Here is a 22,205-nt window from a genome sequence, read left to right as displayed (position 1 = left end):
CTGCCAGGTTCGGACTTATGGGCCGGCTGAGCCATATTTGCATGTCGGCCGCAGCGTTGCCGTTCCCCCCTTTCAGCAGCAAGACCAAGACAGCTATGATGAATCCGGGACGCGCGGCAGCATGGGTTTAGACGCAAATCCAAGCCATTCTGAAGGCCCGGGTAATATTTCGACGCCGAAGTAGCGGTCAGCGACTGACTACCGAGTCTCGCACGCATATTTGATCCCTCGCTCCGCGAGACGCCGCAGCGTGTCGTTTTGGGGTTGCGATGGCAAGTTCTGCTGTCAGATTTGGGGATCGCGCGCGTTCAGGCGAATGTCCAGAATTTGTGCGCCGAGAAAGTCCAGAGAGTAACGACGCCGGTCGTCGCTATCTGCGCTAGCAGATAAGGAACGCCGCAAAAGCCGACCAACCCCGACATGAGCGCATAGGTCAGCCCGAGGCCGACGATAGCGACCAGCGTGAAGCGCGCGCCGGCGCGGCGGTGGGGGAGGTTTGAGCGGAAAGTATGACGGCGGTTAAGGCCGTAGGAGATGAGCGCGCCGGCGGCAGCCCCTGCTACGGCCGCGGGGGCGGGGGGAATCCTGGCGATCTCGACCAATCCAATCAGCAAACAATAATGCACGCCCGTGGCGATGAGGCCGACGCCGGCGAAAGATGAAAACTGGCGGAACAGGCGCGTCATTGCTAAGATCGCGATGTCGGTGGGAACGCTGCTTTCACCGGGCCTGTCACATTTTTGGTATTGCCGCCGCGTGCGGCATCGATCCGGCGCAGACCAACGCGGAATTGGCCGGATCGTCAAGGGGGAGACAATATGAATAAGTCTATTCTGCCGAGGCTGTCCGCGTGGCTCGCGGGCGTTGTATTTCTGGGCCTGGCGGCCGGCGTCGCCGCCGCCGCCCCGGTGAGGACCGGATTGCTGGAATGCAATGTCGCTCCGGGCGTTGGTCTCCTGGTTGCGTCCAGCCGGGCGCTGTCCTGCGTCTTTTCCACGCATCATCACCGCGAATATTACACGGGGACGATCGATCGCGTTGGACTTGATGTCGGCTTCACGACGGGCGGACGCTTTGTTTGGGCCGTTTTTTCAGCAGGCCCTGTTCGCCCCTTTGCCCTCGCCGGCCAATTCGTAGGCGTCGGCGGCGACGCATCCCTCGGCGGCGGCCTCAGCGCTAACGCTCTCGTTGGCGGCTTTGGCAGATCGATCAGCCTGCAGCCGCTATCGGTTGGCGTACAGACAGGCTTGAACCTGTCGGCTGGCGTTGGCTCGATCACGCTGGAGCCCACCGCGGCGGCGGCTCGGTAGGCCAATTCGATCTCATGCCCTAAGGTTGCGGTCGGGCGGATGGCTGAATAGATTTAGGCCTGACAGCTTCGGCCGCATCCTTGCTCGCGAGAGATTTTCATGTCCGCTTCCTCCTCCCCCAAAGGTCCCTCGCACGCCAAAATGATCATCATCGGCTCGGGCCCCGCAGGATACACGACGGCGATCTATGCGGCGCGAGCCATGCTGGAGCCGATCATGATTTCCGGTTTTGACGCCGGCGGCCAGTTGATGATCACCTCGGATGTGGAAAATTATCCAGGCTTTGCGGAGCCTATCCAGGGCCCCTGGCTGATGGAGCAGATGAAGGCTCAGGCCGAGCATTTCGGCGCGCGTATGATATCCGATCATATCGTGAAGGTTGAACTCGACCGCCATCCGTTCCGCATCATCGGCGACAGCGGCGAGGCCTTTACTTGCGATACTTTAGTGATCGCGACCGGCGCGAAAGCTCAATGGCTCGGCACTCCGTCTGAGGCGAAATTCAAGGGCTATGGCGTTTCCGCCTGCGCCACCTGCGACGGTTTCTTCTATCGCGGCAAAGAGGTCGTCGTCGTCGGCGGCGGCAATTCCGCGGTCGAGGAGGCTCTCTATCTCAGCCATCTCGCCAGCAAGGTCACGGTGGTGCATCGCGGCCCCGCCTTTAGGGCGGAACGCATCCTGCAAGAGCGTCTGTTCAACCGGCCGAACGTCGAGATCATCTGGGATCACGTGATCGACGAGATCCGCGGGACCGACAATCCGCCGAGCGTCACGGAGATCAGTCTGAAACACGTCAAGACCGGGGCTTTGCGCAATCATGCAACGCATGGCGTTTTCGTCGCGATCGGACATAAGCCCGCCTCCGAGCTATTTGTCGGCCAGATCGACATCAAGCCGAATGGCTATATCAAGACCGCGCCGAATTCGACCGCGACCAATATTCCAGGCGTCTTCGCCGCGGGCGACGTCACCGACGATATATACCGCCAAGCTGTGACGGCGGCCGGCATGGGTTGCATGGCGGCTCTCGAAGCCGAGCGCTGGCTGGCAGCGGAGACGCCCAAGCGGCTCGCGGCGGAATAGCGCCTCGCTCAGTCAATGGGAGGCTTCCCATCGGAAACGCGCGCGGCGTTGCGAATTTTGAAATTCAGATCATGCTCTCCACCGCCGAGCGATTCGCGACAAAGCCTCGGCTAAATAAGTTTGGAGGATGCCATGACCTTTAGCCACAAGGCTTTTATCGCTTTCTCTTTCTGTGCGGCCGCCGGTTTTGCGACTGCGTGCTTGGGGCAATCGGCGCAAACCGCCGCTCCTGAAAAGATGATGATGATGGCGCCGAAGTCGTCGTCCATGTCGAAGGCGGCGCCCGCCGCGCTTCTCGATCTTAATTCGGCGAGCGAGGCCGATTTGCAGGCCTTGCCCGGAATTGGCGACAAACGCGCAGCCGACATCGTCAAGAACCGGCCCTACAAGGGTAAAGACGACCTGGTGCAAAAGAATATCATCCCGGCTGCGGTCTACGCCAAAATCAAAGATCAGATCATCGCCAAGCAAAAATGAGCGATGCCGGCGACGCAACGGCGGCTCCCCTTCTGAGGTTTGCGCCGAAGCTGCTCTAGGGACTGAGCCCGTCGGGTCGCTCGGGCGTGACGAGCCGATAGCCACAGTGGCGGCGGTGACGGTTGTCGATCGAGCGGCGGTCCTGATGACGGATGTGAAATTGCGCCAATCGTCACATTCATCTGTCGCGAGACTTGTGATATCTCGACGCATGGCTGCCGCTTTCGATCGCAAGGCGCGCCCCTGCAAAGGATTAAGTCATGTTTCCGAAGCCTGTGCCGCAGTTGCTGCCCAATACCTACGCCTTTGAAACCACCCCCATGGTGAAGCCGACCGGCTTTCGCGAATATGACGCGCGCTGGATCTTTGAAAAAGAGCTCAACTTCATGGGCGTGCAAGCGTTAGGGCTGGGTCTTGGCGCCCTATTGCGTGAGATGGGCGTTAAGCCCGAACTCGTAACGGGACATGATTTTCGCGCCTATTCGGCTTCGATAAAACTTGCCCTGATCACCGGATTGATGGCGGCGGGCGTCAAAGTCCACGACATTGGCCTCGCGCTATCGCCGATGGCCTATTTCGCGCAATTCGAGCTCGATGTTCCCGCGGTCGCGATGGTCACGGCCTCGCATAATGACAATGGCTGGACCGGCGTGAAAATGGGCGCGCAAAGGCCGGTCACTTTCGGACCCGACGAGATGGGTCGCCTGAAAGAGATCGTGCTTTCCGGCAAGTTTCATTATGCCGACGGCGGCTCTTATCGCTATGTCGAGAATTTTCCGGCGCGCTACATCGCCGACCTGACCAGTCGGCCGAAATTGACGCGTAAGCTGAAAGTCGTCGCGGCCTGCGGCAACGGCACGGCGGGCGCTTTCGCCCCGCAGATTCTGGAGAAGCTCGGCTGCGAAGTCGTCCCGCTCGATACGGAGCTGGATTTCACCTTCCCGCGTTACAATCCGAACCCGGAAGACATGGAGATGCTGCACGCCATGGCCGCCAAAGTGCGGGAGGCGGGGGCCGATGTCGGGCTTGGCTTTGATGGCGATGGCGATCGTTGCGGCGTCGTCGACAATCATGGCGACGAAATCTTCGCGGATAAGATCGGCGTCATGCTCGCGCGCGATCTTTCGAAACTTTATCCGTCAGCCACTTTTGTCGTCGACGTAAAATCAACTGGGCTTTTCGCTACCGACCCGGAGCTGCTCAGCCGAGGCGTCAAGGCCGATTATTGGAAAACCGGGCATTCGCACATCAAACGCCGGGTTAGCGATCTCGGCGCGCTCGCCGGCTTCGAGAAATCCGGGCACTTCTTTTTCAATACGCCCGTCGGACGCGGTTATGACGATGGTCTGCTCACCGCCATTCATGTCCTCGACATGCTCGACCGCAATCCACAAAAGTCGATGGCGGAGCTCTATGGGGCTTTGCCCAAAACCTGGGGCTCGCCGACCATGTCGCCGCATTGCGACGACGAGAAGAAATATGGCGTCGTCGACAAAGTCCTCGCGCGGTTCACGTCGATGCATCAGAAAGGCGCATTGCTTACGGGGCAAAAAATCCGCGATCTCGTGACCGTCAATGGCGTTCGGGTGACGGCGGAGGACGGAACCTGGGGCCTTGTTCGCGCCTCGTCGAATAAGCCGGAACTCGTCGTCGTCGTCGAAAGTCCGGTGTCGGAGGCAAGGATGCGGGAGATGTTCGCCGCGGTGGATGGCGTTTTGCGCGAAAGTCCGGAAGTCGGCGCCTACAACCAGACGATTTGATTTTGGACAAAAGCGGACGCGATCGCTTGAAGAGAAGCGATCGCGCTCAGGGCGTCGGCGCGACTTATCCCGCCGGCGCGGGCCAGTTATTTCCTGGCGACCGTGTTTGCCTGGGCCGGAGCGGCGGGATTATTAGTAATTGTTCCGGTTGAGTGTGGGCCTGCGGTGGCGGGGCTCCAGTTGGCGAAGACGTCGTCGAGCAGGAAGGTGGAGGCGACGTTGCTTGTGCCTGTCGCGTTCCAGATGACCGTCGCCAGCGCGCCGTAGCTCAGCTCGTACTGCACGGGGCAGTTGACGCAGCTGTTGCCTTGAAACACCGTGCCGACGATCGGGCTCGGGCCGGTATAGACGAAAGCGCCATTGCCCACCTGCTGGTTGAGGGCTTCGTTCTCATAGCCCTCTTTGCTATTGTTGCCGGTGTAAAGATAATTGTTGGGATTGATGGCGGCGTGGGCGGTGAGCTGATTGTTGCGAACCTCGACGCCATCGGCGCTGACGCCCCAGAACTGGTTGGGGGAAATGCTGAAGAACTCCGTATTGATGGAGGACGGCCACTGTCCTTTGGTATTTTTCAGCACATTATTTTTGATCTCGATATTTCTATAGGTCGCATCGAGATAAGCGACTGGCGGAGTGGTGTTCCAGCGCGCCTGGTTGACTTGATAGGGCGCCAGGATGATGCCGCCATTATCGGTCAGCTGATTGTTGGCGATGGCGACGTTGAGGAACATCACCGGGCCAAACAAAACAATTCCCGCCGGGTTGTTCTGCATCGTGTTGTTGCGGATCATGACGTTTTCATAGGATGGCGCGCCGGTGGCGAAATGATCGCCCGCGGCGGGGATGACGTCCCATGGCTTGTCGATGGTGAAGGTGTTGCCGCTCAACCCGACAATATGCCGCCATTGCCCGGCCCCTTTGCCGCTGACGACGACGACGTAGGAATTGGGAAATAAGTTCCAGGCGCATGTCGCGCATCGCGATCCGTCGGCGATGGTGGCGCTCGTCGCCGCCGTCACGGCGCCGGAGTCGGCCTCCGGCGAAAGGGAGCCGCCTTCGCTGAGGATGGTCTCGCCATCGGCGTTCTGGAATGGCAGGGTTGCGCCGGATACGTCGAAAATATTATTCTGGACGACGCCGTTCCTGATGAAGTTGAACGACATCTGACGGCCAAGGCCAATCCAGGTCGGCGATGAATAGCGGGTAAAGTGATTGCCCTCTACTATGATGTTGTCGATGTTCGAGAAACTGGCCGAGCCGATGAACCCGAAAGCCAGCGTATTGTTCTGCACCGTCACATTTGTGCTGTTGGCGAAGTAGAATGGGCCGCCTGTTTTCGGCGCATTCGCCAGCGTCGAGAAGGTCGAGTTCTCGATCGCGACCTTGTTGCAGCCGATGAGGGTGACGGCCGCCGCGCTGGCGTTCAAATTCCAGTTGACGCGCTGCGCGAACAGCTCGCTGTAGGGGGTCAGCCACTGGTTGACGAGCGGCGTAATATTCAGCCCTTGGGCGTCGGCGCTCTGAAACGACAGATCGGCGATCCCGGAGACGTTGCCGTTGAAGGTCACCGCGTTAAAATTATAGCTGCTCGGCTGCGAACTGGTCGGACCATAAACGATCTTGGTGGTGCTGTCGCTCTGCCCCTGAAGGACGACGCCGGCCTGCAGCGCGATGCCTGTCTGGGCTCCGCTGCGAGAGGCGAGCCGATAGGTTCCCGCCGGAAGATAGGCGATGCCGCCGCCGCTTTTAGCCGCCGCCGCGATCGCCGCATTGATCGCCGCCGTGTCGTCGGCGACGCCATTGCCGACGGCGTGCAGCTTCAAGACGGGGTCCGTCATGACGTTGTAGATGTGGTGGTATTGTTCGTTGACGCCGGGCTTGGCCGCATTATAGGCGGCGCCGTTCTGGGTGATGAAATCGCGTCCCCAGGTCACGCCGAGCTTGAAATAGTCGGAGCCGCCGCCCGAGCGCCCGATGATCGCCTGATCCGCCTGGGCGGAGCCATAGCCATTGGAGACCGTCACATTATAGGTTCGTCCGGCGACGATCCCGCTGGGGGCGATCGCCGTGAGGCTATTGGCGTCTTTCGCGCCGGAAACCGTGGCGGCGAGCGAGGTCCCGGTTTGGGCGTCGATGAGGGTCACCGCATCGGCGGCCGAATTGACGTAGAGATTGCGGCCGAAGATGCGAAACTGATCGCCGGCGGCGATCTCGACGGCGGGCGTTGCCGCATTATCCACATTGATGGCGCGCGTCGCGTCATAATGCACGGCGCGCGGCGCATCAAAACTCATGGCGCGGGGCGCGTTGAGATAGACCGGCGCGCTGGTTCCTTTGCTGTTGACGACCCAGAGCTTGTAAACGTCGAAGGCCAGGGTCGCCGGAATCTGGACGACGACGACATTGTCGGCGGCCTCCATGGCCGGGACGAGGGTCGCCGCGCTCTGCCGGCCGCCCTGAATATAGACTTTGGGCGTGGTGGTCAGCGAGCTGCCGGTGACGCTGATGACGTCGCCCGGGTTGGCGGTGAAGGGCTGGTTGAAAATCACCGGCGCAGCCACGGCCGCCGCGGCGCCAAGCCCCCACACCAACGCCGCGCCGCCCACGACGCCATGCCAGCGCAATAGCCGGAACTGGCGGCGCTTGGGGGAATTGGAAGTATTGTTTGGCGAAGGAAGTCTATAGGTTGATTCATAGAATGTATTATGGACTTTGCCGACGCTTTGGCAGGTCATGGCATATCCTATTCATCTGCTGATCGCAGGCGCGCCGTGGTGGCTAAAGCTACGCTCTGGAAGCCGGCAATCATGTTACCTATACAAACAACAAATATTTAATAATGTTGCATAATATATTATAAAAAATGATATTTAATACTCAAGCTGACGGTTTCAACAATGAGTTTGTTGGGTATTTCTGCTTCAGAAAATGAAAGAAGCTAAGGCAAGGCTTTAGTAAACTGTCGCCAAAATCAGAAAGTCTATCCACGAACGGATGACGACTCTCCCTCTTCTCGCCAGTTGTGCTCTAGCCCCAAAGGACGGCGGAGGGCGGATGGATGAGCGACCCTTCGAAAACGAGACCATCTGCCCGGTCTCGCGCCAACAATAGAGGTCCGTCGAGATCGACGAAGCGCGCGCTTGCCGCAATCAGCAGCGCGGGGGGCCATGGCCAGCGACGTGCCGACCATGCAGCCGGCGACGAGGCTAAAGCCGAGTCTTTTGCCCAGCCTCGCCATCGCCAAAGCCTCGGTCAGGCCTCCGGCTTTGTCGAGCTTGACGTTGATGGCGTCATAGCGCTCGCGAAGGCTCTCGAGACCCTCTCGGGTATGAACGCTTTCGTCGGCGCAGATGGGAACGATGCGTTGGATTTTGGCCAAGGCCGCGTCATGGGCCGCCGACAGCGGTTGCTCGACCAGGGCGACGCCCGACGCGGCGCATGCGGCGAGATGTCTTTCGAGATCGACTTCTGTCCAGGCTTCGTTGGCGTCGACGATGAGGATCGCATCGGGCGCGGCGGCGCGGACCGCCGCGATGCGCGCGGGGTCGCCCTCGCCGGCGAGTTTAATCTTTAGGATGGGGCGTCGGCTTTCCCTCGACGCCGCGCCCGCCATTTCTTCCGGAGTTCCCACCGAGAGGGTGAAGGCGGTGGTCAGGAAACCTGGAGCCGGCAATCCAGCCAGTTCGAAGGCGCGAACGCCGCTGCGCTTTGCGGCAAAATCCCACAGCGCGCAATCCAACGCATTGCGGGCGGCCCCTGGGGGCAGCAAGCCTTGCAGTTCGGCGCGATCGACGCCAGACTCGATGGCGGCGCGGACGGACTCAATTTGCGCCAGCACGCTTTCGACCGTCTCGCCGTAGCGCAGATACGGGACGCACTCGCCGCGCCCTCTGGAGCCCCCCTCCTCGATCGTCGCCATGACCACGAGAGCCTCGGTCTTGGATCCGCGAGAAATCACGAATTTTCCGGCGATCGGGAAACGGTCGACTGTGACGGAGAGGCGGGCCATGAACCTGTAATCTTAAAAATTAACAGATACTTAACAGATGATGGAAGGCGCCGGCCAAGCTCGCGAGCGGCGATCTCATTGCGGCGGCGGCGTAATGCCTAGCACGGCGGCGGCTCCAAGGACAAAGACTCCGAGCGCCAATTCGAAAGCCACGCTGTGGGCGAGCTTGACCATTTGCGTCATCCCTTGCAGCGGAGATGCGCGGAGCTTTGGCGGCGCAACGAATCGATTGAAGCAGGCCAAGGCCAGCATCGCGGCGGCCAGGATTGTTTTGGCGAATAGCGCATCGCCGTAAGAGGTGTCGAAAAGCTTGCCGAAAGAGCCGCCGACGCGAAAAGCGGCGTTGCCCAGGCCGCTGGCGACGATCGCAGCCACTGCCGCCATAGCCATCGCCGAATAGCGGGAAAGGATGTTGAGACATTCCGCGCTTGCGCATTGCGGATCGCCGCGGCGCAGCTCCGAAAGGGCGAAAAGAAGCGGGGGAAGGCCGCCAACCCAGGCGCCGGCGGCGAGGGCATGCGCCCCATAGGTCGCGATCATCGCGGCGCCATAAAGGCCTGCGCCGCCCTCCGCGGCATGGCCGAGCCAGGCTTGGCTGACGAGAAGCAGGCCGCTGATTGCAGCGAGGCCTTTGAGGGAGCGACAATCTCGCCAAGGCAAAATGACGATGCTGAGCGCCGCTGCGAGCAGCCCCAGGCGCAGGATCGAGACGGCGCCAAAACCCGTTTCAAAAAAGAACAGGCGCCAAGTTTGCGGATCAATGAGGCTTCCGAAGTCGCTGGTCATGTTGACGAGGATGGCCCCCAGCCAGCCGACGCCGGACACAGCGGCGGCGATTGCGGCCGCGCGCAGCAAATTCCGCGTCGCCGCAAAGGCTTGCGGCAATTGCCGAGCCCCAGCCAAGCTTCCGCCGGCGACGGCGTAAAACCAAAACAGCGAGCATCCAAACAGCGCAAAAACCGACGCGAAATGGATCCACCGCGCGATAATGAGGAATAGGAAAATCGTCATGGACCTGCGACCCTGATCGAGCGTTAGCGGCTCATGTTCTCATGAGGCCGGAAGGAACGATGGGGCGTCTGGCGCTGAAGGTCGCGGGCCGCCCGGGGTTATCGCCGAATGGAATGCTCTAAGGCGCGACCGTAAAAGTGTAGCTGCCTTCGGTGCGATGGGTGTCGACCGAAACCACATGCCAGCTCACTTTATACGCGCCAGGCTTCAGCGGCTGGCCGAGCCGAACGCGGAGGACAGTCGCGTCGGCGGGATCGAGCGACGGCTTGCCGGCTGCAATCGCGGCCCCCTCCGCCGTCCTGATCTCGACGCCGGCGAATGCGGCCACGAGACCCTGGGTGAAAGCGAGCCGGAGTTCGCTCGGCGAGCCTGAAACGGTGGACCCAACTGCCGGGATGGCTCGGTCCAGAAACGCATGAGCGAAGGCGGTTGTCGCAGCGAACGAAGAGGCCAGGGCGGCGGCGATGAGGAGTTTCAAGAAGCGTTGCATGGCGTCCTCACCGGTTAACTTGCATCTGGCGACCCGCGCCGCCTGCGTAAATGTCCGGGTTGTTGCTTTGGGCGGGCCCAAACAGTGGTTTGCCGATCGAATCCGGAAACACATCGTCAAGGAAGATATCCAAGATCGCTACCGCGCCGACATGCTTGCCGCTCGCCGAATTGACCGGGACCACGGCCTCGAGGCCGAGCTCGAAATATCTGTCTATATAGTAAGTCCCGAAATTGACCGTTCCGGTGGTCGTATGGGTGTTGCCCCCGATCACCGAAGGGCCGATGTTCGATACCGGCGTGAAGAACTGCGCTTCTACTGTGGGGATGAGGCGTTTGAACAGGTCAGGCACTTCGTGAACGAAGGAGTTCATGTAGAGCAGGCTGTATTGGATCGATCCTCCCCATGCCAGAACCGTCGGCGTCTGGTTCAGCCCGAGGATGTTATTGCCGAATGCGTCCTGCGTTGGAAACGCGCTGATCGGATGCGTTGACAGAGAATAGTCCAACTCGCCGGTTACGGCGAAAGGACGCAACCAATCGATCGACAAATCCCCAAAGCCTTTACCGACGAAGATTTTGGGAGTGATGGTCGTGAAGGGATCGGCGCTTGCGCTCGCATTGCCGGTGCGGCCCCATTCGAAGCTGACGGCGCTGGAAAAGATGAATTCATGCTCCGGATTGGAATAGAGCACGTATTTCACCTCATTTTCGATGTTCGACCATCCGTCGACGTGCGGATTGACCTGATGCAGAAAGTTGCTGGTGATCGAGACCGCAAGATCTGCGGTGATTGTTTTTGAGTAAAAACCTTGAAAAGTGAACGTGTACGAGCCGTCCGGATTGGTCAGATAGGTGAATTGCGGCAGGGCCAGCTCGTCGTTGACGCCCGGATCGTCAACGGTCATCGTCGCCGGGAAAACGCGATTGCCGATGATTGTATGCGCAAGAGCGGGACTAACGGCGGTGAAAATGGCTGCTGCGCTGAACGCGGCCGCATAGGCCATGGAAGCCTTGTGAGACATGATTGATCCTTGATCTGTAAAGAGAAATGCCCGGCGCGCCGCCTCGATGCGGGCGAACGCCAGGCGATGGCTCGTCAGATCAGGGCGGGAGGCCCGCGTGGTTGCGCCGCTAAAACGAAGGCGGGGGCGAGCGTTCCGAGAGTTTTAGGTCCCGCAAGGCGTGCGATAGGGCGGGGCGCATAAGCGGTTTGCGCCATCGCCGGCGGCGGAACCAGCGCTGCGGCGTTCGCCAGATGGCAACACAAGCAATCATCGCACTGACCGGAAGCCGGCGTGGGATCGTTTGGGCCGCCGCCTTTGGCGCCGTCGTGTATGCAGAGAATGGCCGGGGCCGCGGCGTCGAAGCCCGGCCCGGCGAAGCTTGCGCTGGGGGAACAACAAAGATGGAGGGGAGCCAGCACGAGGGCCAGCAAAGCCAGAAACGCGAGGCACTGGTTCGCGGCGCTCCGCAATGCGCCGGCCGGCCGGACGCGAGAAAGCGTCTCAGCCAGCGAGACAGGTCTTAGAGAGCTTCGGAGCTTGCTCGCTCGCACTTTAGAGGCGCCCCCGTCGTTAACATTTTATGCTAATTCTTCGCGTATCGCTGCGAAGTCAATCGCCGTTGCATGATTTCGAACTCACGGCGGCGTGAAATGTGCATTTTGGCTAAGGCGGTGACATCCTCGCAACAGAAGCTTTGCCGCGCTCGCCCGTGGGTCCCCCATAGTCCAGCGAAGCATGGACCGAAATTCGCCTTATCTTTTTGTTTCAACGCATGATCCCAAAACATTGGCCGGTTTTCGCGATCATGCTCGAGGACTCTCATATTGCATCGCACAAAAAATCCCAAGGCTCTCGCCTCGACTTCGCCGCACAAGGCAAGTACCGAGCAATATCGCGTTTCCGACGATTGAGGCGGGGCTGAAATATGGATGTTCAGAACGGCCCGACATTTTCGAGCGAGCGCTCCGGCGATGCGGTGCGGCTTAGCCTTGCCGGGCATTGGACCTTGGACGCCTCCGCCGAGCTCGAGGCTGAGGCCAACGCGCTTCTAGCTCAGGGCGATGGCGCGCGGCAGGCGATCCTCGATCTAGGGGCCGTGGATCGGCTTGATTCCGCTGGCGCTTGGCTGATCGACAGGACGCGCCAGGATCTCGGGGCGAAGGGCGTCGACGCCAAGCTGGAATCGATCCGGCCTGAGTTCGGTTTGATGCTGAGGGAAGCCCACTACCGCACTTTTGATGAGCCAAAGCGTCGGCGCAGCTCCTACTTCGTCGCGCTTTGCGCCGACATCGGCGAGAGCATCGTCACCGCCGGGCGCGATCTTGTGACCGCGGTCGATTTTCTCGGCGAAGTTGTCGCTTCGGTTGGTAAAAGCCTGACGAAGCCGTCAAATTTCCGCGGCACCTCGCTGGTTTTCCACCTGGAAACCGTCGCGTTTCGCAGCGTTCCGATCGTCGTCCTGATCAATTTCTTGGTTGGCGCCATTGTCGCGCAGCAAGGCATTTTCCAGCTGCGCCGTTTCGGCGCGACCATTCTCGTCGTCGATCTCATCGGCATTCTGATCCTGCGCGAACTCGGCGTCCTACTGACGTCGATCATGATCGCCGGACGCTCAGGGTCGGCGATCACCGCCGAGCTCGGCTCGATGAAGATGCGCGAGGAAATCGACGCGCTTGTCGTGATGGGCCTGCGCCCCATCGAGGTGCTGATCGTTCCCAGAATCCTCGCCCTCGTGATCAGTCTGCCGCTGCTGACCTTCCTTGCCGATATGTCGGCGATCGCCGGCGGCATTCTGGTCAGTTGGGTCTACGGCGGCATAACCCCGAAAAGCTTCGTGGCGCTATTGCCCTCAGCGATCGGCGTCCACACGTTCCTCAGCGGCGTCATCAAGGCGCCTTTCATGGGGCTGGTCATTGGCCTGATCGCCTCCGTCGAAGGTTTGGCGGTCGCCGGCTCAGCCGAATCGCTTGGCCGGCAGGTTACGGCCTCCGTCGTCAAATCCATTTTCATGGTCATCGTGGTTGATGGCGTTTTCGCCGTCTTCTTCGCCGGCATCCGGTTTTAAGCAGGAGTCCATGCAAAATATCGTAGCCGCGCCGCCCAAAAAGGCTGGCAAGCTGATCAAGAGGGGCGTCACGCCCGAGGTCGCGATCCGCGTGCGCGGCCTCGTCGTCGGCTTCGGCGACAAGCTTGTCCTGAACGGCCTTGATCTCGACGTCTACCGCGGCGAGGTCATGGGGTTTGTCGGCGGCTCCGGCACCGGCAAATCAGTCTTGACCCGCGCCATTTTGCGTCTGCTGCCTAAGCAAAGCGGAAAAATCGACCTATTTGGTTTTGATCTCGACAAAGTGTCGCGCGCCGAATCCGATGCGATCGAGCGGCGAATAGGGGTGATGTTTCAACAAGGGGCGCTTTTTTCCGGCCTCACCGTCAAGCAGAATGTGCAGATGCCGATGCGCGAGCACCTGAAACTGTCGCCGCAACTCGCCGACGAGCTTGCAATGCTCAAGATTGAGCTGGTTGGCCTCAGTCTTGACGCTGCCGACAAATTCCCGTCTGAATTATCCGGCGGCATGATCAAGCGGGCTGCTTTGGCGCGGGCGCTCGCGCTCGATCCCGAGCTTTTGTTTCTTGACGAGCCGACCTCCGGTCTTGACCCGATCGGCGCCGCCGAATTCGATCAATTGATCGCCACCTTGCAGAAGACGCTTGGCCTCACGGTCTTTATGGTGACCCATGATCTCGATAGTCTTTACTCGATCTGCGATCGGATCGCCGCTCTGGCCGACGAAAAAGTAATCGCGACGGGGCCAATCGACGTGATGCTGGCCTCCGAACATCCTTGGCTGCGCGCCTATTTCCACGGCAAGAGGGCGCGGCAATTCGATCCTTCGGTGATCAAGCGGGCGGCTGACCGCGCTGGCGCATAAGAGCGACCGAGGACAACCAGGACAAGTCGATATATGGAAACCCGCGCGAACTACGCTTTGATCGGCATTTTTACCTTGGCCGTCATCGCCTCGGCTTTTGGCTTCGTCCTGTGGTTTGCGGGCGGCGACAAGCCGGGCGGACAGCGCACGTATAAAGTTGTCTTTGTCGGATCGGTTTCCGGGCTTCTGCGCGGGGCGCCCGTGCTGTTCAACGGCGTGCGGGTCGGCGATGTGACCAAGATCGACTTCGTGCCGAACGATCCGTCCCATGTTTTCGCCTTGGTCGACATCGACGGGCGCGTTCCGATCCGCGTCGACACCAAGGCGCGCCTTGAAGCCACCGGCCTTACCGGCGTCGCCTCGGTCGCCTTTTTTGGCGGCAGCGAGAGTTCGCCGCCGCTTGAGGCGGGGGCCGAGGGCGGTCCTCCGGTGATTACAGCCGATCGCTCGGATTTCCAGGATCTCATCGAGACGGCGCGGCGCATTGCGGGTCAAGCGACCGAATTCCTCGACAAGACCAATAAGCTGCTCGACGACAATTCGGGTTCGATTAGCGCTTCGGTGAAGAACGTCCAAAAATTCTCGGACGCGCTTGCCTCCAATTCCGACGGCGTTAAGGATTTCATGGCCTCGATCAGTGAAGTCGGCAAGGCGATCAAGCCGCTTGCCGAGAAACTCGAGACCCTCGCCGGCGATACGGATACGGTCGTGAAGGCGGTTGATCCCGCGCAGGTCAAAGCCATTGTTTCCGATTTCGCCGCCATGTCGGCCAAACTCAACGCCGCCGCCGATAAGGTCGATGGGGTTCTGACCAATCTGAATGGATTTTTGGCGACCGGCGACAACAAAGGCGTCTTCGCCGAGGTCGCGGCGACCGCGAAATCAATCAGGAAGCTCGCCGATGATGTCGATGCGAGATGGAAAGACATCGGCGCCAACCTCACCCATTTCACCGGCAGCGGGCTGAAGGAATATGAGGCTCTGGCGGTCGATGGCCGCAAGACGCTCGATCAGGTCAATCAGGCGATCCGTTCGATCGAGAATAACCCGCAGCAATTCCTCTTCGGCAAGAAGCAGCAAATTCCCGAATATACCGGCGCTCGTTAACCACCTGCGGCAATTGGCTACGCCTCCGCGCCCGGCTGGCGCGCGCCTGGGCTTGATTTGATCGAAGCCTCAGGTTTTATCGCTATATCGCCAGCTGGGAGTGGATTGAGCATGGATCCGAGGTTTTGCGCCGAGGGACGCCTGACGCGCCATCGGCCGCTGCTCCTCGTTAGCGCATTGATGAGTTTGCTCGCCGCCTGCTCGTCGGGACCGCTTCCGACCTACGACCTTGGCGCGATTGGCGGCGGCTTTAGCGCCAAAGAGGCGCGCCGGGGCCAGCTCGCCGTCTACGAGCCGACGGCGGTGTCGCCCGTCGATTCTGATCGAATTGTCGTGCGCACGGGCGCGGATTCGATCGCCTATCTGTCGGGCGCCAAATGGGCCGATCAGTTGACCTCCTTGGTGCAGGCCCGCCTTATCGCCAGCTTTCAGAACGCCCATCTTTTCCGCGCGGTCGGCGAACCCGGCATTGTGTCGGACTATAATCTGCGCACCGATATTCGCCGCTTCGAACTCGACGTTGCGGGGAGCATCGCCTTCGTCGAAATTTCCGCTCAGCTCACCGGGGCCGGCGGACGCATCCTCGCCGGCAAGGTGTTTTCCGCGAGCGCGCCAGCGCCGAGGGACGATGGCGCAACGGTCACTAAAGCACTCGACGCCGCGCTGGCCAATGTCATGCGTCAGATCGTGCTCTGGACTGCGCCGCAGATTTGAGGGAATCGAGTTCCAAACGGGCTCTAGAAATTTCCTGGAAAACTACACCACCTCGTCCGGCGCCAGCGCGCAGCTGGCCCCGGATTCGGTCTCGACCTGCAATGTCACGTGGCCGATGCGGTAGCGTTCGCGCAACTCGTCCGCCGCGCGCATCAAAAAGGCGTCGCCCGGAGAGCCGGCCGGCATGCAAAGGTGGCAGGTGAGCGCCGTTTCGCTGGTGCTCATCGACCATATGTGCAGATCGTGGAGACCAGAAACCCCCGGAAGCCCGCTGAGATACTCGCGAACGTCCGCTGCTGGAACTCCCGTTGGAACCGCGCCCAGCGACATGGCGAGGCTTTCGCGCAGAAGACCCCAAGTCCCGGCGATTATCACGGCGCTGATGATCAGGGTCATCAGCGGGTCGAGCCAAAGCTGGCCAGTCAATAGGATGAGGAGCGCGGCGATGACGACGCCGCCCGACACCGCCGCGTCCGCGGCCATATGCAAAAAGGCGCCGCGAAGATTGAGATCGTCTTTACGCCCCGATGCGAATAGCGCCGCCGTCGCGGCGTTGACGACCACCCCGATCGCCGCGACGATCATCATCGTCTTGGCGGCGATTGGCTCTGGATGAAAGAAACGCTGGATCGCCTCCAAACCGAGCGCGCCGGTCACGACGAGAAGAAAGACGGCGTTGAACAAAGCCGCCAGAATGGACGTGCCCTTGAGGCCGTAGGTGAAGCGCGCCGATGGCGCCCGCGCCGCGAGAACTGTCCCGGCGAAGGCGACGCCAAGGCCCAGCACGTCCGAGAGGTTATGTCCGGCGTCGGCGATGAGCGCGATCGAGTTGGAGATGATTCCATAAAAGAGTTGCAGGACCACCACCAGGAGGTTGAGAGCGATGCCGATGACGAAACGCGGCCCAAAGTCTTTGGGCGCATGGGAGTGAGCATGCGAATGCCCGGAATGGTCGTGGTTATCTGAATGGCTCATGAAATCCAGCTCATGGAATCGATGCATAGGCTTTGAGCTTCAACTCCGCCTCATATCATTTTTGCTTGCTGGATTGAAGTTGTCGCCGGCTAAACCATTAGCGCATAAAGAACCTAGAATCGCCAAGCTATTTATTCTCCAGGTCCGCCCTAAAATAAGGAGGTGGTTGGTGACGTCTGACGCCTTGAGGCCACGCGCGATCTTCACTGAAGGCTCGACCATGCGGCACGTGCTGGCCATGACCGGCGCCGCCTCAATCGGACTGATGTCGATCTTCGTCGTCGATCTATTGTCCCTCCTTTACGTCTCGCGGCTGGGCGACCCGAACCTGACCGCGGCCGTAGGCTTTGCGACGCAGGTTCTGTTTTTTCCGTCTCGATCAATATTGGCCTTTCGATCGCCATCGGTGCTCTAGGCAGTAGTGACGAATTACCTGAGCATGATAGCAATAGCGGCGAGCAATACGAAGCCTCGGTAGTTTGCGAGGAGCTTGTCGTATCGGGTTGCGACGCGCCGGAACTGCTTCAGTTTATTGAAGAAACGCTCGACGAGATTGCGCTCCTTGTAGAGCGCCTTGTCGTAGGGGAGCGGCGCGCGGCGATTGGATTTTGATGGGATCACCGGCTCAGCCTCACGCATAAGAACAGCCTTGCGCAAGTGATTGGCGTCATAACCTTTATCGGCGATGATCGCATCGGCCGCAAAGCCTTCGATCAGGGCGTGCGCTTTTGTGATGTCGTTGCGCTGCCCAGGTCCGAGAAGGAGCCGAACGGGGTTGCCGAGTGCGTCTGTCGCGGCGTGGATTTTGGTGCTCAAACCACCGCGAGAGCGGCCCAGGCCTTGGGCATCCGCCCCCCTTTGGCGATCCTTGCGCCGGCCGCGTGCTGATGGGCGCGCACGATTGTTGAGTCGATCATCAGCCATTCGAGATCGGCCTCGGCGGTGAATGCCTCAAGAAATCCGTCCAAGGCGCCGCGCTCGATCCAGCGATAGTAGCGGCGTTTCACCGCCTGATGGTCGCCGAAGCGTTCGGGCAGATCGCGCCAGCGGCCGCCCGAGCGGGCCATCCATAACAGCGCGTCGACGAAGCGTCGATTGTCGCAGCGCGGCCCGCGCTGGCCGGCTCTTCCGCCTGGCACAAGATCACAAAGCCGCTCCCATTGATCGTCTCGCAGCGCATCGACATCCCGAATCATCAAGGCTGATCTCCAAAAATCAGCCTTGAATCATGGAAAGATCCTCGCGAGAATCCCCCAAACGCCGAATTCGTCACAACGGCCTAGTTTCGCGAGCGATTGGGGCCGGAGAGCGGCCGACCGCGCGACGGCTCGCTGCGTCCGGGCTCGTTCATGTGTTCGCCATCTCGGCGGCGGTCACTTGCGCCGCATGGCCGTTTCGGCGGGAGATCCTCATCCTGATGGGGGCCAGCGGCGAAGCGCTCGATGTCGGATCCGCCTATCTTGCGATCACGCTGCCGGCGACGGTTTTTCTGGGCCTTGGCATGGCGTTCGCCGGCATCTTGCGCGCTGTGGGCGATGCGCGCCGCGCAATGTATGTGACGCTCATTGGCGCCATCGTCACGGCGATTCTGGATCCGATCTTCATTTTCGGCCTCGGTCTTGGCGTCGAGGGCGCGGCCATCGTCACTCTTTTCTCCCGGCTGGTTTTCGTCGCCGTGGGCCTCTACGGCGCGGTGGGCAAGCACGATCTCGTGGCTAAGCCGCGCGCCGAGGCGACCTTGTCCGATCTGCCTCGGATGATGGCGATCGCCATCCCGGCGATCCTGACCAATCTGGCGGCCCCGGTGGCGAATGCTTATTCGATGCGTGTTTTTTCGCATTTCGGCGATCCCGTCGTCGCCGCCTTCGCCATCATGGACCGGATTACGCCCGTCGCTTTCGGTGTCTTATTCGCGCTATCTGCTTCGCGCTATCTGCGTCCGTTGGCCCGATCATGGGGCAGAATCTTGGCGCGCGATTGATCGGACGGGTGCGTCAGGTGCTCACCGATTGCCTCACCTTCGCTGCGATCTATGTCGCAGCGGTCGCGCTGCTTCTCACTCAGGCGGCGCCGCTCATCATTGAGATTTTCGGCACGCATGGCGAGACCGCGGAATTACTAAGTTTCTTTTGCTTTTATTGCGGCCCGCTTTGGTTTTTCCTCGGCGGCATTTTCGTCGCTAACGCCACTTTCAACAATCTTGGCTTTCCCATTCTCTCAACTGTATTCAACTGGGGACGGGCCACCTTGGGGACTATGCCGTTCGTGGCCGTAGGAGCTGCGCATTTCGGACCGGAAGGCGGATTTATCGGCCTGATCGCGGGCTCCGCCCTGTTTGGGGTGGGCGCTGTCATCGCCGCATATTTTGTCACGGCAAAGCTCGCCAAGAGTCCGAAGGACGGCTAGCATTTGCTTCGTCCTGCCTCGACAAACAACCTTGAACGCCGTGCGTTCGGCGGGAGATCAGGAGGTACGCCAATGGTCAATCTTTATGAGATCCTGCAGAACGCCCAAGATGGGAAGGCGCTCGATAATCTCGCGAAACAATTCAACATTTCGCCCGAACAAGCCGACGCCGCCGTCAAATCGCTCATGCCGGCGTTGTCGACCGCTTTTTTGAACCGGACGACGGAGCCCGCAGCGCTCAGCTCCATTCTTGGCTCGCTGGGGGACAGCCACCATCAGGCCGCTTTCGCCGATCCTGGCGTGGCGCAATCCGAGACGACCACCCAAAAGGGCGCTAACGTCCTCGGGAATTTATTCGGCTCGACCGAGATCGGCGAGAGAGTTGCGACCCATGCCTCGAATGCCGCCGGTCTTTCCCCTGCGCTGCTCAGCCAGATGTTGCCGGTCATCGCCTCGATGATTATGGGCGGCATTTCGACGGCGCTGCAAAAGCAAGGGCTGGGCGGTCTTTTCAGTCAGCTCGCCAATGCCGCGGGCCAGGGCGGTCTTGGCTCCATTCTCGGCGGCGCGCTCGGGGGCGCTCCGGCGAACGCAAATCCGCAATCCGCGCAAAATCCAGGCGCTTCGCCAGCGCCGGGGGGGATCCTTGGCTCCATTCTTGGAGGTTTGCTCGGGGGAGCCCAGACGGGCGCCAGCCCGCAATCGCCGCAAAGTCCAAACCCTTCGGCGGCGGCAGAGCCTGGCGGCCTTGGCGGCATTTTAGCTACGGTGTTGGGGAGTCTTTTGGGCGGGGGCCAGAAGGGGGGGCCGACGACCCAAGCCGGCGCAGCCCCTGGGCTCGACGCCAGCGCCATTCAGGCTGGCCTCGATGCGTTGACTAAAATGTTACAGCCTGGAACGCCAACCCCGGGCGGCCAGCAAGCCGGGCTGCAGAGCGAGATCAGCGACATTCTCGACGGCAGGCGGCGTTAAACTGGGGCTAACGCCGCCGCCGGTCAAAATAAGATGCCTTTGGGCCGTCGCCCGATCGAGGCCTCGCATTTTACAATGAGGGGCCTCGCCGCAAAATCCCGGCCGCGAACAGTCTGCATTGCGCCCCGGCGCGCGCCCGCATATGTAGCTCTGCAGCGCTGGGGCGATGGTCGTCATCCGGCGCTTTGGCGCGGATCGAACCGATCATGAGAGCGCAAACGGAAGTTGGGATATGGCACGCGACGCTTCGGATTCTACGCCTATTACGTCGCGAGATGAGCTTGTCGCCTGGATCGAAGCTGGCTCCAAACCCGCCGACCAGTTTCTAATCGGCACCGAGCACGAAAAGATTCCCTTTTATCACGCCTGCCATTCCGCCGTGCCATATGAAGCAACATCTGGCCGGGGCGGCGTTCGCGACCTGCTCGAGGGCATGCGGGCGAAGCTTGGATGGGAGCCAATTTTCGACCGCGCCGCCATCATCGGGCTCTATGATGAGCGCGGCGGAGGCGCGATCTCTCTGGAGCCCGGCGGCCAGTTTGAGCTATCCGGGGCGCCTCTCGCGACCATTCACGCGACGCAGGCTGAACTCGATAAGCATTTTGCCGTGTTGAGCGCCATCGCCTCGCCGTTTGGAATTGGCTTCCTGTCGCTTGGCATGAATCCCAAATGGCGGCTCGACGACATCCCCAAAATGCCGAAACAGCGCTACGCAATCATGTCGAAATACATGCCGAAGGTTGGTCGCCGCGGCCTCGATATGATGTTTCGCACCTCGACCGTGCAGGCCAATCTCGACTTTTCCAATGAAGCCGACATGGTGCGAAAGCTGCGGGTTTCGCTGGCCTTGCAGCCGCTCGCCACCGCGCTTTTCGCAAATTCGCCATTCACGGACGGCAAGCTTAACCGTTTTCTCTCGGCGCGCTCAGAAATCTGGCGCCACACTGACGATGATCGCACCGGAATGCTGCCCTTTGCCTTCGAGCCGGGCATGGGCTTTCAGCGCTATGTCGACTATGCTCTTGATGTGCCGATGTATTTCGTCAAACGCGGCGAGATTTATCACGACGTGGCCGGGGCCAGTTTCCGTGATCTTCTCGCTGGCCGATTGGCGGCGTTTCCGGGCGAGCGGGCGACGCTTTCCGATTGGGCTAATCACATCTCGACGATTTTTCCAGAGGTGCGGCTGAAGCGCTATCTCGAAATGCGGGGTGCGGATGCCGGGCCGCGGCCTCTGCTGAAAGCGCTTCCAGCCTTCTTCACTGGGCTTTTGTATGATTCTTCGGCGCTCGATCATGCCTGCGAGCTGATCAAGCCGTGGAGCGCGGAAGACCGGGAAAAACTGCGCGCTGACACGCCGCGCCTCGGTCTTGAGGCCGTCGTCAAAGGACGGTCGCTGCGCGAGATTGGGCGCGAGGTTTTGGGATTTGCTCGCATCGGCCTCGCCAAGCGCAATCGACTCGACGCGCAAGGCCGCGACGAAACCTATTTCCTCGACCCACTCGATGCGATCGTCGCCGGCCGGACCGAAGCCGAGCGGCTGATCGAGGCGTTCAAAACAGAGTGGGGAGCAAGCGTCGAGCCGGCATTCGAGCAATGCATTTATTGAGCTCCGCGTGGAAGTCGCGCGCGCAAAGGCTGGCGTCGCGTGGCCCAGAGGCGGAACGGCTGCGTTTTCCCCAGGACTTTTGTGACTTTTGATCGGTTGAGGCCTCCCAGTCCCATAAGTATAGGCGGCCTTAAATTCCAAGTAAGAACCAGGATGATAGACTTAAGCATTGGGGCTTCGAACATTGTCGCCGGCTCCTCTCGCGGGGCGGAGGGAGAGTCCCTTGCTGACGCACCTATGACAAAGTTGCGGTTCCTCGCTTGACGGAGCGCGATGGTTGGGGTTCCGTCACACCAGCGCCTGCGAGAAGAGAGTCGGAAGCAGCGTCGCCGGCGTGCTCGCGCAG

Annotated in this window: 19 protein-coding genes and 4 pseudogenes; 13 read left to right on the top strand and 10 right to left on the bottom strand. The window is 60.5% G+C overall.

Annotated features, from left to right (window positions below; translation table 11 throughout):
* Nucleotides 1-308 precede the first annotated feature (308 nt).
* Nucleotides 309-686 carry a GtrA family protein gene (locus WDN46_02360; protein MEJ0092294.1) on the bottom strand — a complete coding sequence of 126 codons (378 nt, stop codon included), beginning with the start codon at nucleotides 684-686 and terminating at the stop codon, nucleotides 309-311.
* A 132-nt stretch (nucleotides 687-818) separates the two neighbouring features.
* On the opposite strand from WDN46_02360, the gene WDN46_02355 reads away from it, so the two are divergent.
* On the top strand, nucleotides 819-1,310 hold the full coding sequence (locus WDN46_02355; protein ID MEJ0092293.1) for a DUF992 domain-containing protein: 492 nt from the start codon (nucleotides 819-821) through the stop codon (nucleotides 1,308-1,310).
* A gap of 99 nt (nucleotides 1,311-1,409) precedes the next feature.
* Nucleotides 1,410-2,393 (top strand): thioredoxin-disulfide reductase, encoded by a 984-nt coding sequence (trxB, locus tag WDN46_02350; protein ID MEJ0092292.1) that lies wholly within the window; start codon nucleotides 1,410-1,412, stop codon nucleotides 2,391-2,393.
* 110 nt (nucleotides 2,394-2,503) lie between these two features.
* Here the strand turns inward: trxB and WDN46_02345 are convergent, their stop codons facing one another.
* On the bottom strand, nucleotides 2,504-2,662 hold the full coding sequence (locus tag WDN46_02345; protein ID MEJ0092291.1) for a hypothetical protein: 159 nt from the start codon (nucleotides 2,660-2,662) through the stop codon (nucleotides 2,504-2,506).
* A gap of 7 nt (nucleotides 2,663-2,669) precedes the next feature.
* Here WDN46_02345 and WDN46_02340 point away from each other — a divergent pair.
* Together WDN46_02340 and WDN46_02335 are read left to right on the top strand one after the other, a co-directional pair.
* Nucleotides 2,670-2,870, top strand: a pseudogene (locus tag WDN46_02340) (helix-hairpin-helix domain-containing protein).
* A 260-nt stretch (nucleotides 2,871-3,130) separates the two neighbouring features.
* A complete protein-coding gene (locus tag WDN46_02335; GenBank protein ID MEJ0092290.1) occupies nucleotides 3,131-4,630 on the top strand; it encodes a phosphomannomutase/phosphoglucomutase in 1,500 nt (499 codons plus the stop codon).
* Nucleotides 4,631-4,716: 86 nt separating this feature from the next.
* Here the strand turns inward: WDN46_02335 and WDN46_02330 are convergent, their stop codons facing one another.
* From WDN46_02330 to WDN46_02305, 6 genes and pseudogenes are all read right to left on the bottom strand, one after another.
* On the bottom strand, nucleotides 4,717-7,365 hold the full coding sequence (locus WDN46_02330) for a glycosyl hydrolase family 28-related protein (protein MEJ0092289.1): 2,649 nt from the start codon (nucleotides 7,363-7,365) through the stop codon (nucleotides 4,717-4,719).
* Nucleotides 7,366-7,657: 292 nt separating this feature from the next.
* A pseudogene (gene dgcA, locus WDN46_02325) lies at nucleotides 7,658-8,639 on the bottom strand (N-acetyl-D-Glu racemase DgcA).
* Nucleotides 8,640-8,714: 75 nt separating this feature from the next.
* A complete protein-coding gene (locus WDN46_02320; protein MEJ0092288.1) occupies nucleotides 8,715-9,650 on the bottom strand; it encodes a CopD family protein in 936 nt (311 codons plus the stop codon).
* A 118-nt stretch (nucleotides 9,651-9,768) separates the two neighbouring features.
* Nucleotides 9,769-10,140 (bottom strand): copper homeostasis periplasmic binding protein CopC, encoded by a 372-nt coding sequence (copC, locus tag WDN46_02315; GenBank protein MEJ0092287.1) that lies wholly within the window; start codon nucleotides 10,138-10,140, stop codon nucleotides 9,769-9,771.
* 7 nt (nucleotides 10,141-10,147) lie between these two features.
* Nucleotides 10,148-11,164, bottom strand: coding sequence for a hypothetical protein (locus tag WDN46_02310; GenBank protein ID MEJ0092286.1), 1,017 nt, complete (start codon nucleotides 11,162-11,164; stop codon nucleotides 10,148-10,150).
* 74 nt (nucleotides 11,165-11,238) lie between these two features.
* Entirely contained in the window at nucleotides 11,239-11,616 is a 378-nt protein-coding gene (locus WDN46_02305) for a hypothetical protein (protein MEJ0092285.1), read from the bottom strand.
* A 455-nt stretch (nucleotides 11,617-12,071) separates the two neighbouring features.
* On the opposite strand from WDN46_02305, the gene WDN46_02300 reads away from it, so the two are divergent.
* From WDN46_02300 to WDN46_02285, 4 genes are all read left to right on the top strand, one after another.
* A complete protein-coding gene (locus WDN46_02300; protein ID MEJ0092284.1) occupies nucleotides 12,072-13,211 on the top strand; it encodes an MlaE family lipid ABC transporter permease subunit in 1,140 nt (379 codons plus the stop codon).
* Nucleotides 13,212-13,221: 10 nt separating this feature from the next.
* Entirely contained in the window at nucleotides 13,222-14,076 is an 855-nt protein-coding gene (locus WDN46_02295; GenBank protein ID MEJ0092283.1) for an ABC transporter ATP-binding protein, read from the top strand.
* 33 nt (nucleotides 14,077-14,109) lie between these two features.
* Nucleotides 14,110-15,183, top strand: a complete 1,074-nt coding sequence (locus WDN46_02290; GenBank protein MEJ0092282.1) for an MlaD family protein — start codon at nucleotides 14,110-14,112, stop codon at nucleotides 15,181-15,183.
* 111 nt (nucleotides 15,184-15,294) lie between these two features.
* On the top strand, nucleotides 15,295-15,897 hold the full coding sequence (locus WDN46_02285) for an ABC-type transport auxiliary lipoprotein family protein (GenBank protein MEJ0092281.1): 603 nt from the start codon (nucleotides 15,295-15,297) through the stop codon (nucleotides 15,895-15,897).
* A gap of 42 nt (nucleotides 15,898-15,939) precedes the next feature.
* On the opposite strand, the gene WDN46_02280 is transcribed toward WDN46_02285, so the two are convergent.
* A complete protein-coding gene (locus tag WDN46_02280; GenBank protein MEJ0092280.1) occupies nucleotides 15,940-16,872 on the bottom strand; it encodes a cation diffusion facilitator family transporter in 933 nt (310 codons plus the stop codon).
* Nucleotides 16,873-17,092: 220 nt separating this feature from the next.
* Here WDN46_02280 and WDN46_02275 point away from each other — a divergent pair.
* Nucleotides 17,093-17,286 (top strand): annotated as a pseudogene (locus WDN46_02275) (MATE family efflux transporter).
* 15 nt (nucleotides 17,287-17,301) lie between these two features.
* Here WDN46_02275 and WDN46_02270 read toward each other — a convergent pair.
* Nucleotides 17,302-18,068: pseudogene (locus WDN46_02270) on the bottom strand (IS5 family transposase).
* Between the two features lie 32 nt (nucleotides 18,069-18,100).
* On the opposite strand from WDN46_02270, the gene WDN46_02265 reads away from it, so the two are divergent.
* The 4 genes from WDN46_02265 (at nucleotide 18,101) to WDN46_02250 (ending at nucleotide 21,859) form a co-directional block, all read left to right on the top strand.
* Nucleotides 18,101-18,853 (top strand): MATE family efflux transporter, encoded by a 753-nt coding sequence (locus WDN46_02265; GenBank protein MEJ0092279.1) that lies wholly within the window; start codon nucleotides 18,101-18,103, stop codon nucleotides 18,851-18,853.
* Nucleotides 18,826-19,278, top strand: a complete 453-nt coding sequence (locus WDN46_02260) for a hypothetical protein (protein MEJ0092278.1) — start codon at nucleotides 18,826-18,828, stop codon at nucleotides 19,276-19,278. Before WDN46_02265 ends, WDN46_02260 begins: the two co-directional genes overlap by 28 nt.
* A gap of 72 nt (nucleotides 19,279-19,350) precedes the next feature.
* Complete coding sequence (locus WDN46_02255) at nucleotides 19,351-20,250, top strand: DUF937 domain-containing protein (GenBank protein ID MEJ0092277.1); 900 nt, start codon at nucleotides 19,351-19,353, stop codon at nucleotides 20,248-20,250.
* Nucleotides 20,251-20,482: 232 nt separating this feature from the next.
* The gene (locus tag WDN46_02250; GenBank protein MEJ0092276.1) at nucleotides 20,483-21,859 is read left to right on the top strand and encodes a glutamate--cysteine ligase; all 1,377 of its coding nucleotides are present in this window, start codon (nucleotides 20,483-20,485) and stop codon (nucleotides 21,857-21,859) included.
* The last annotated feature ends 346 nt before the right edge of the window (nucleotides 21,860-22,205 follow it).

Source organism: Methylocella sp. (assembly GCA_037200525.1).
In the GTDB taxonomy this organism is placed as follows: domain Bacteria; phylum Pseudomonadota; class Alphaproteobacteria; order Rhizobiales; family Beijerinckiaceae; genus Methylocapsa.
The sequence above is the reverse complement of the archived record's forward strand: the minus strand, read 5'-3'. Positions and strand labels throughout refer to the sequence as shown.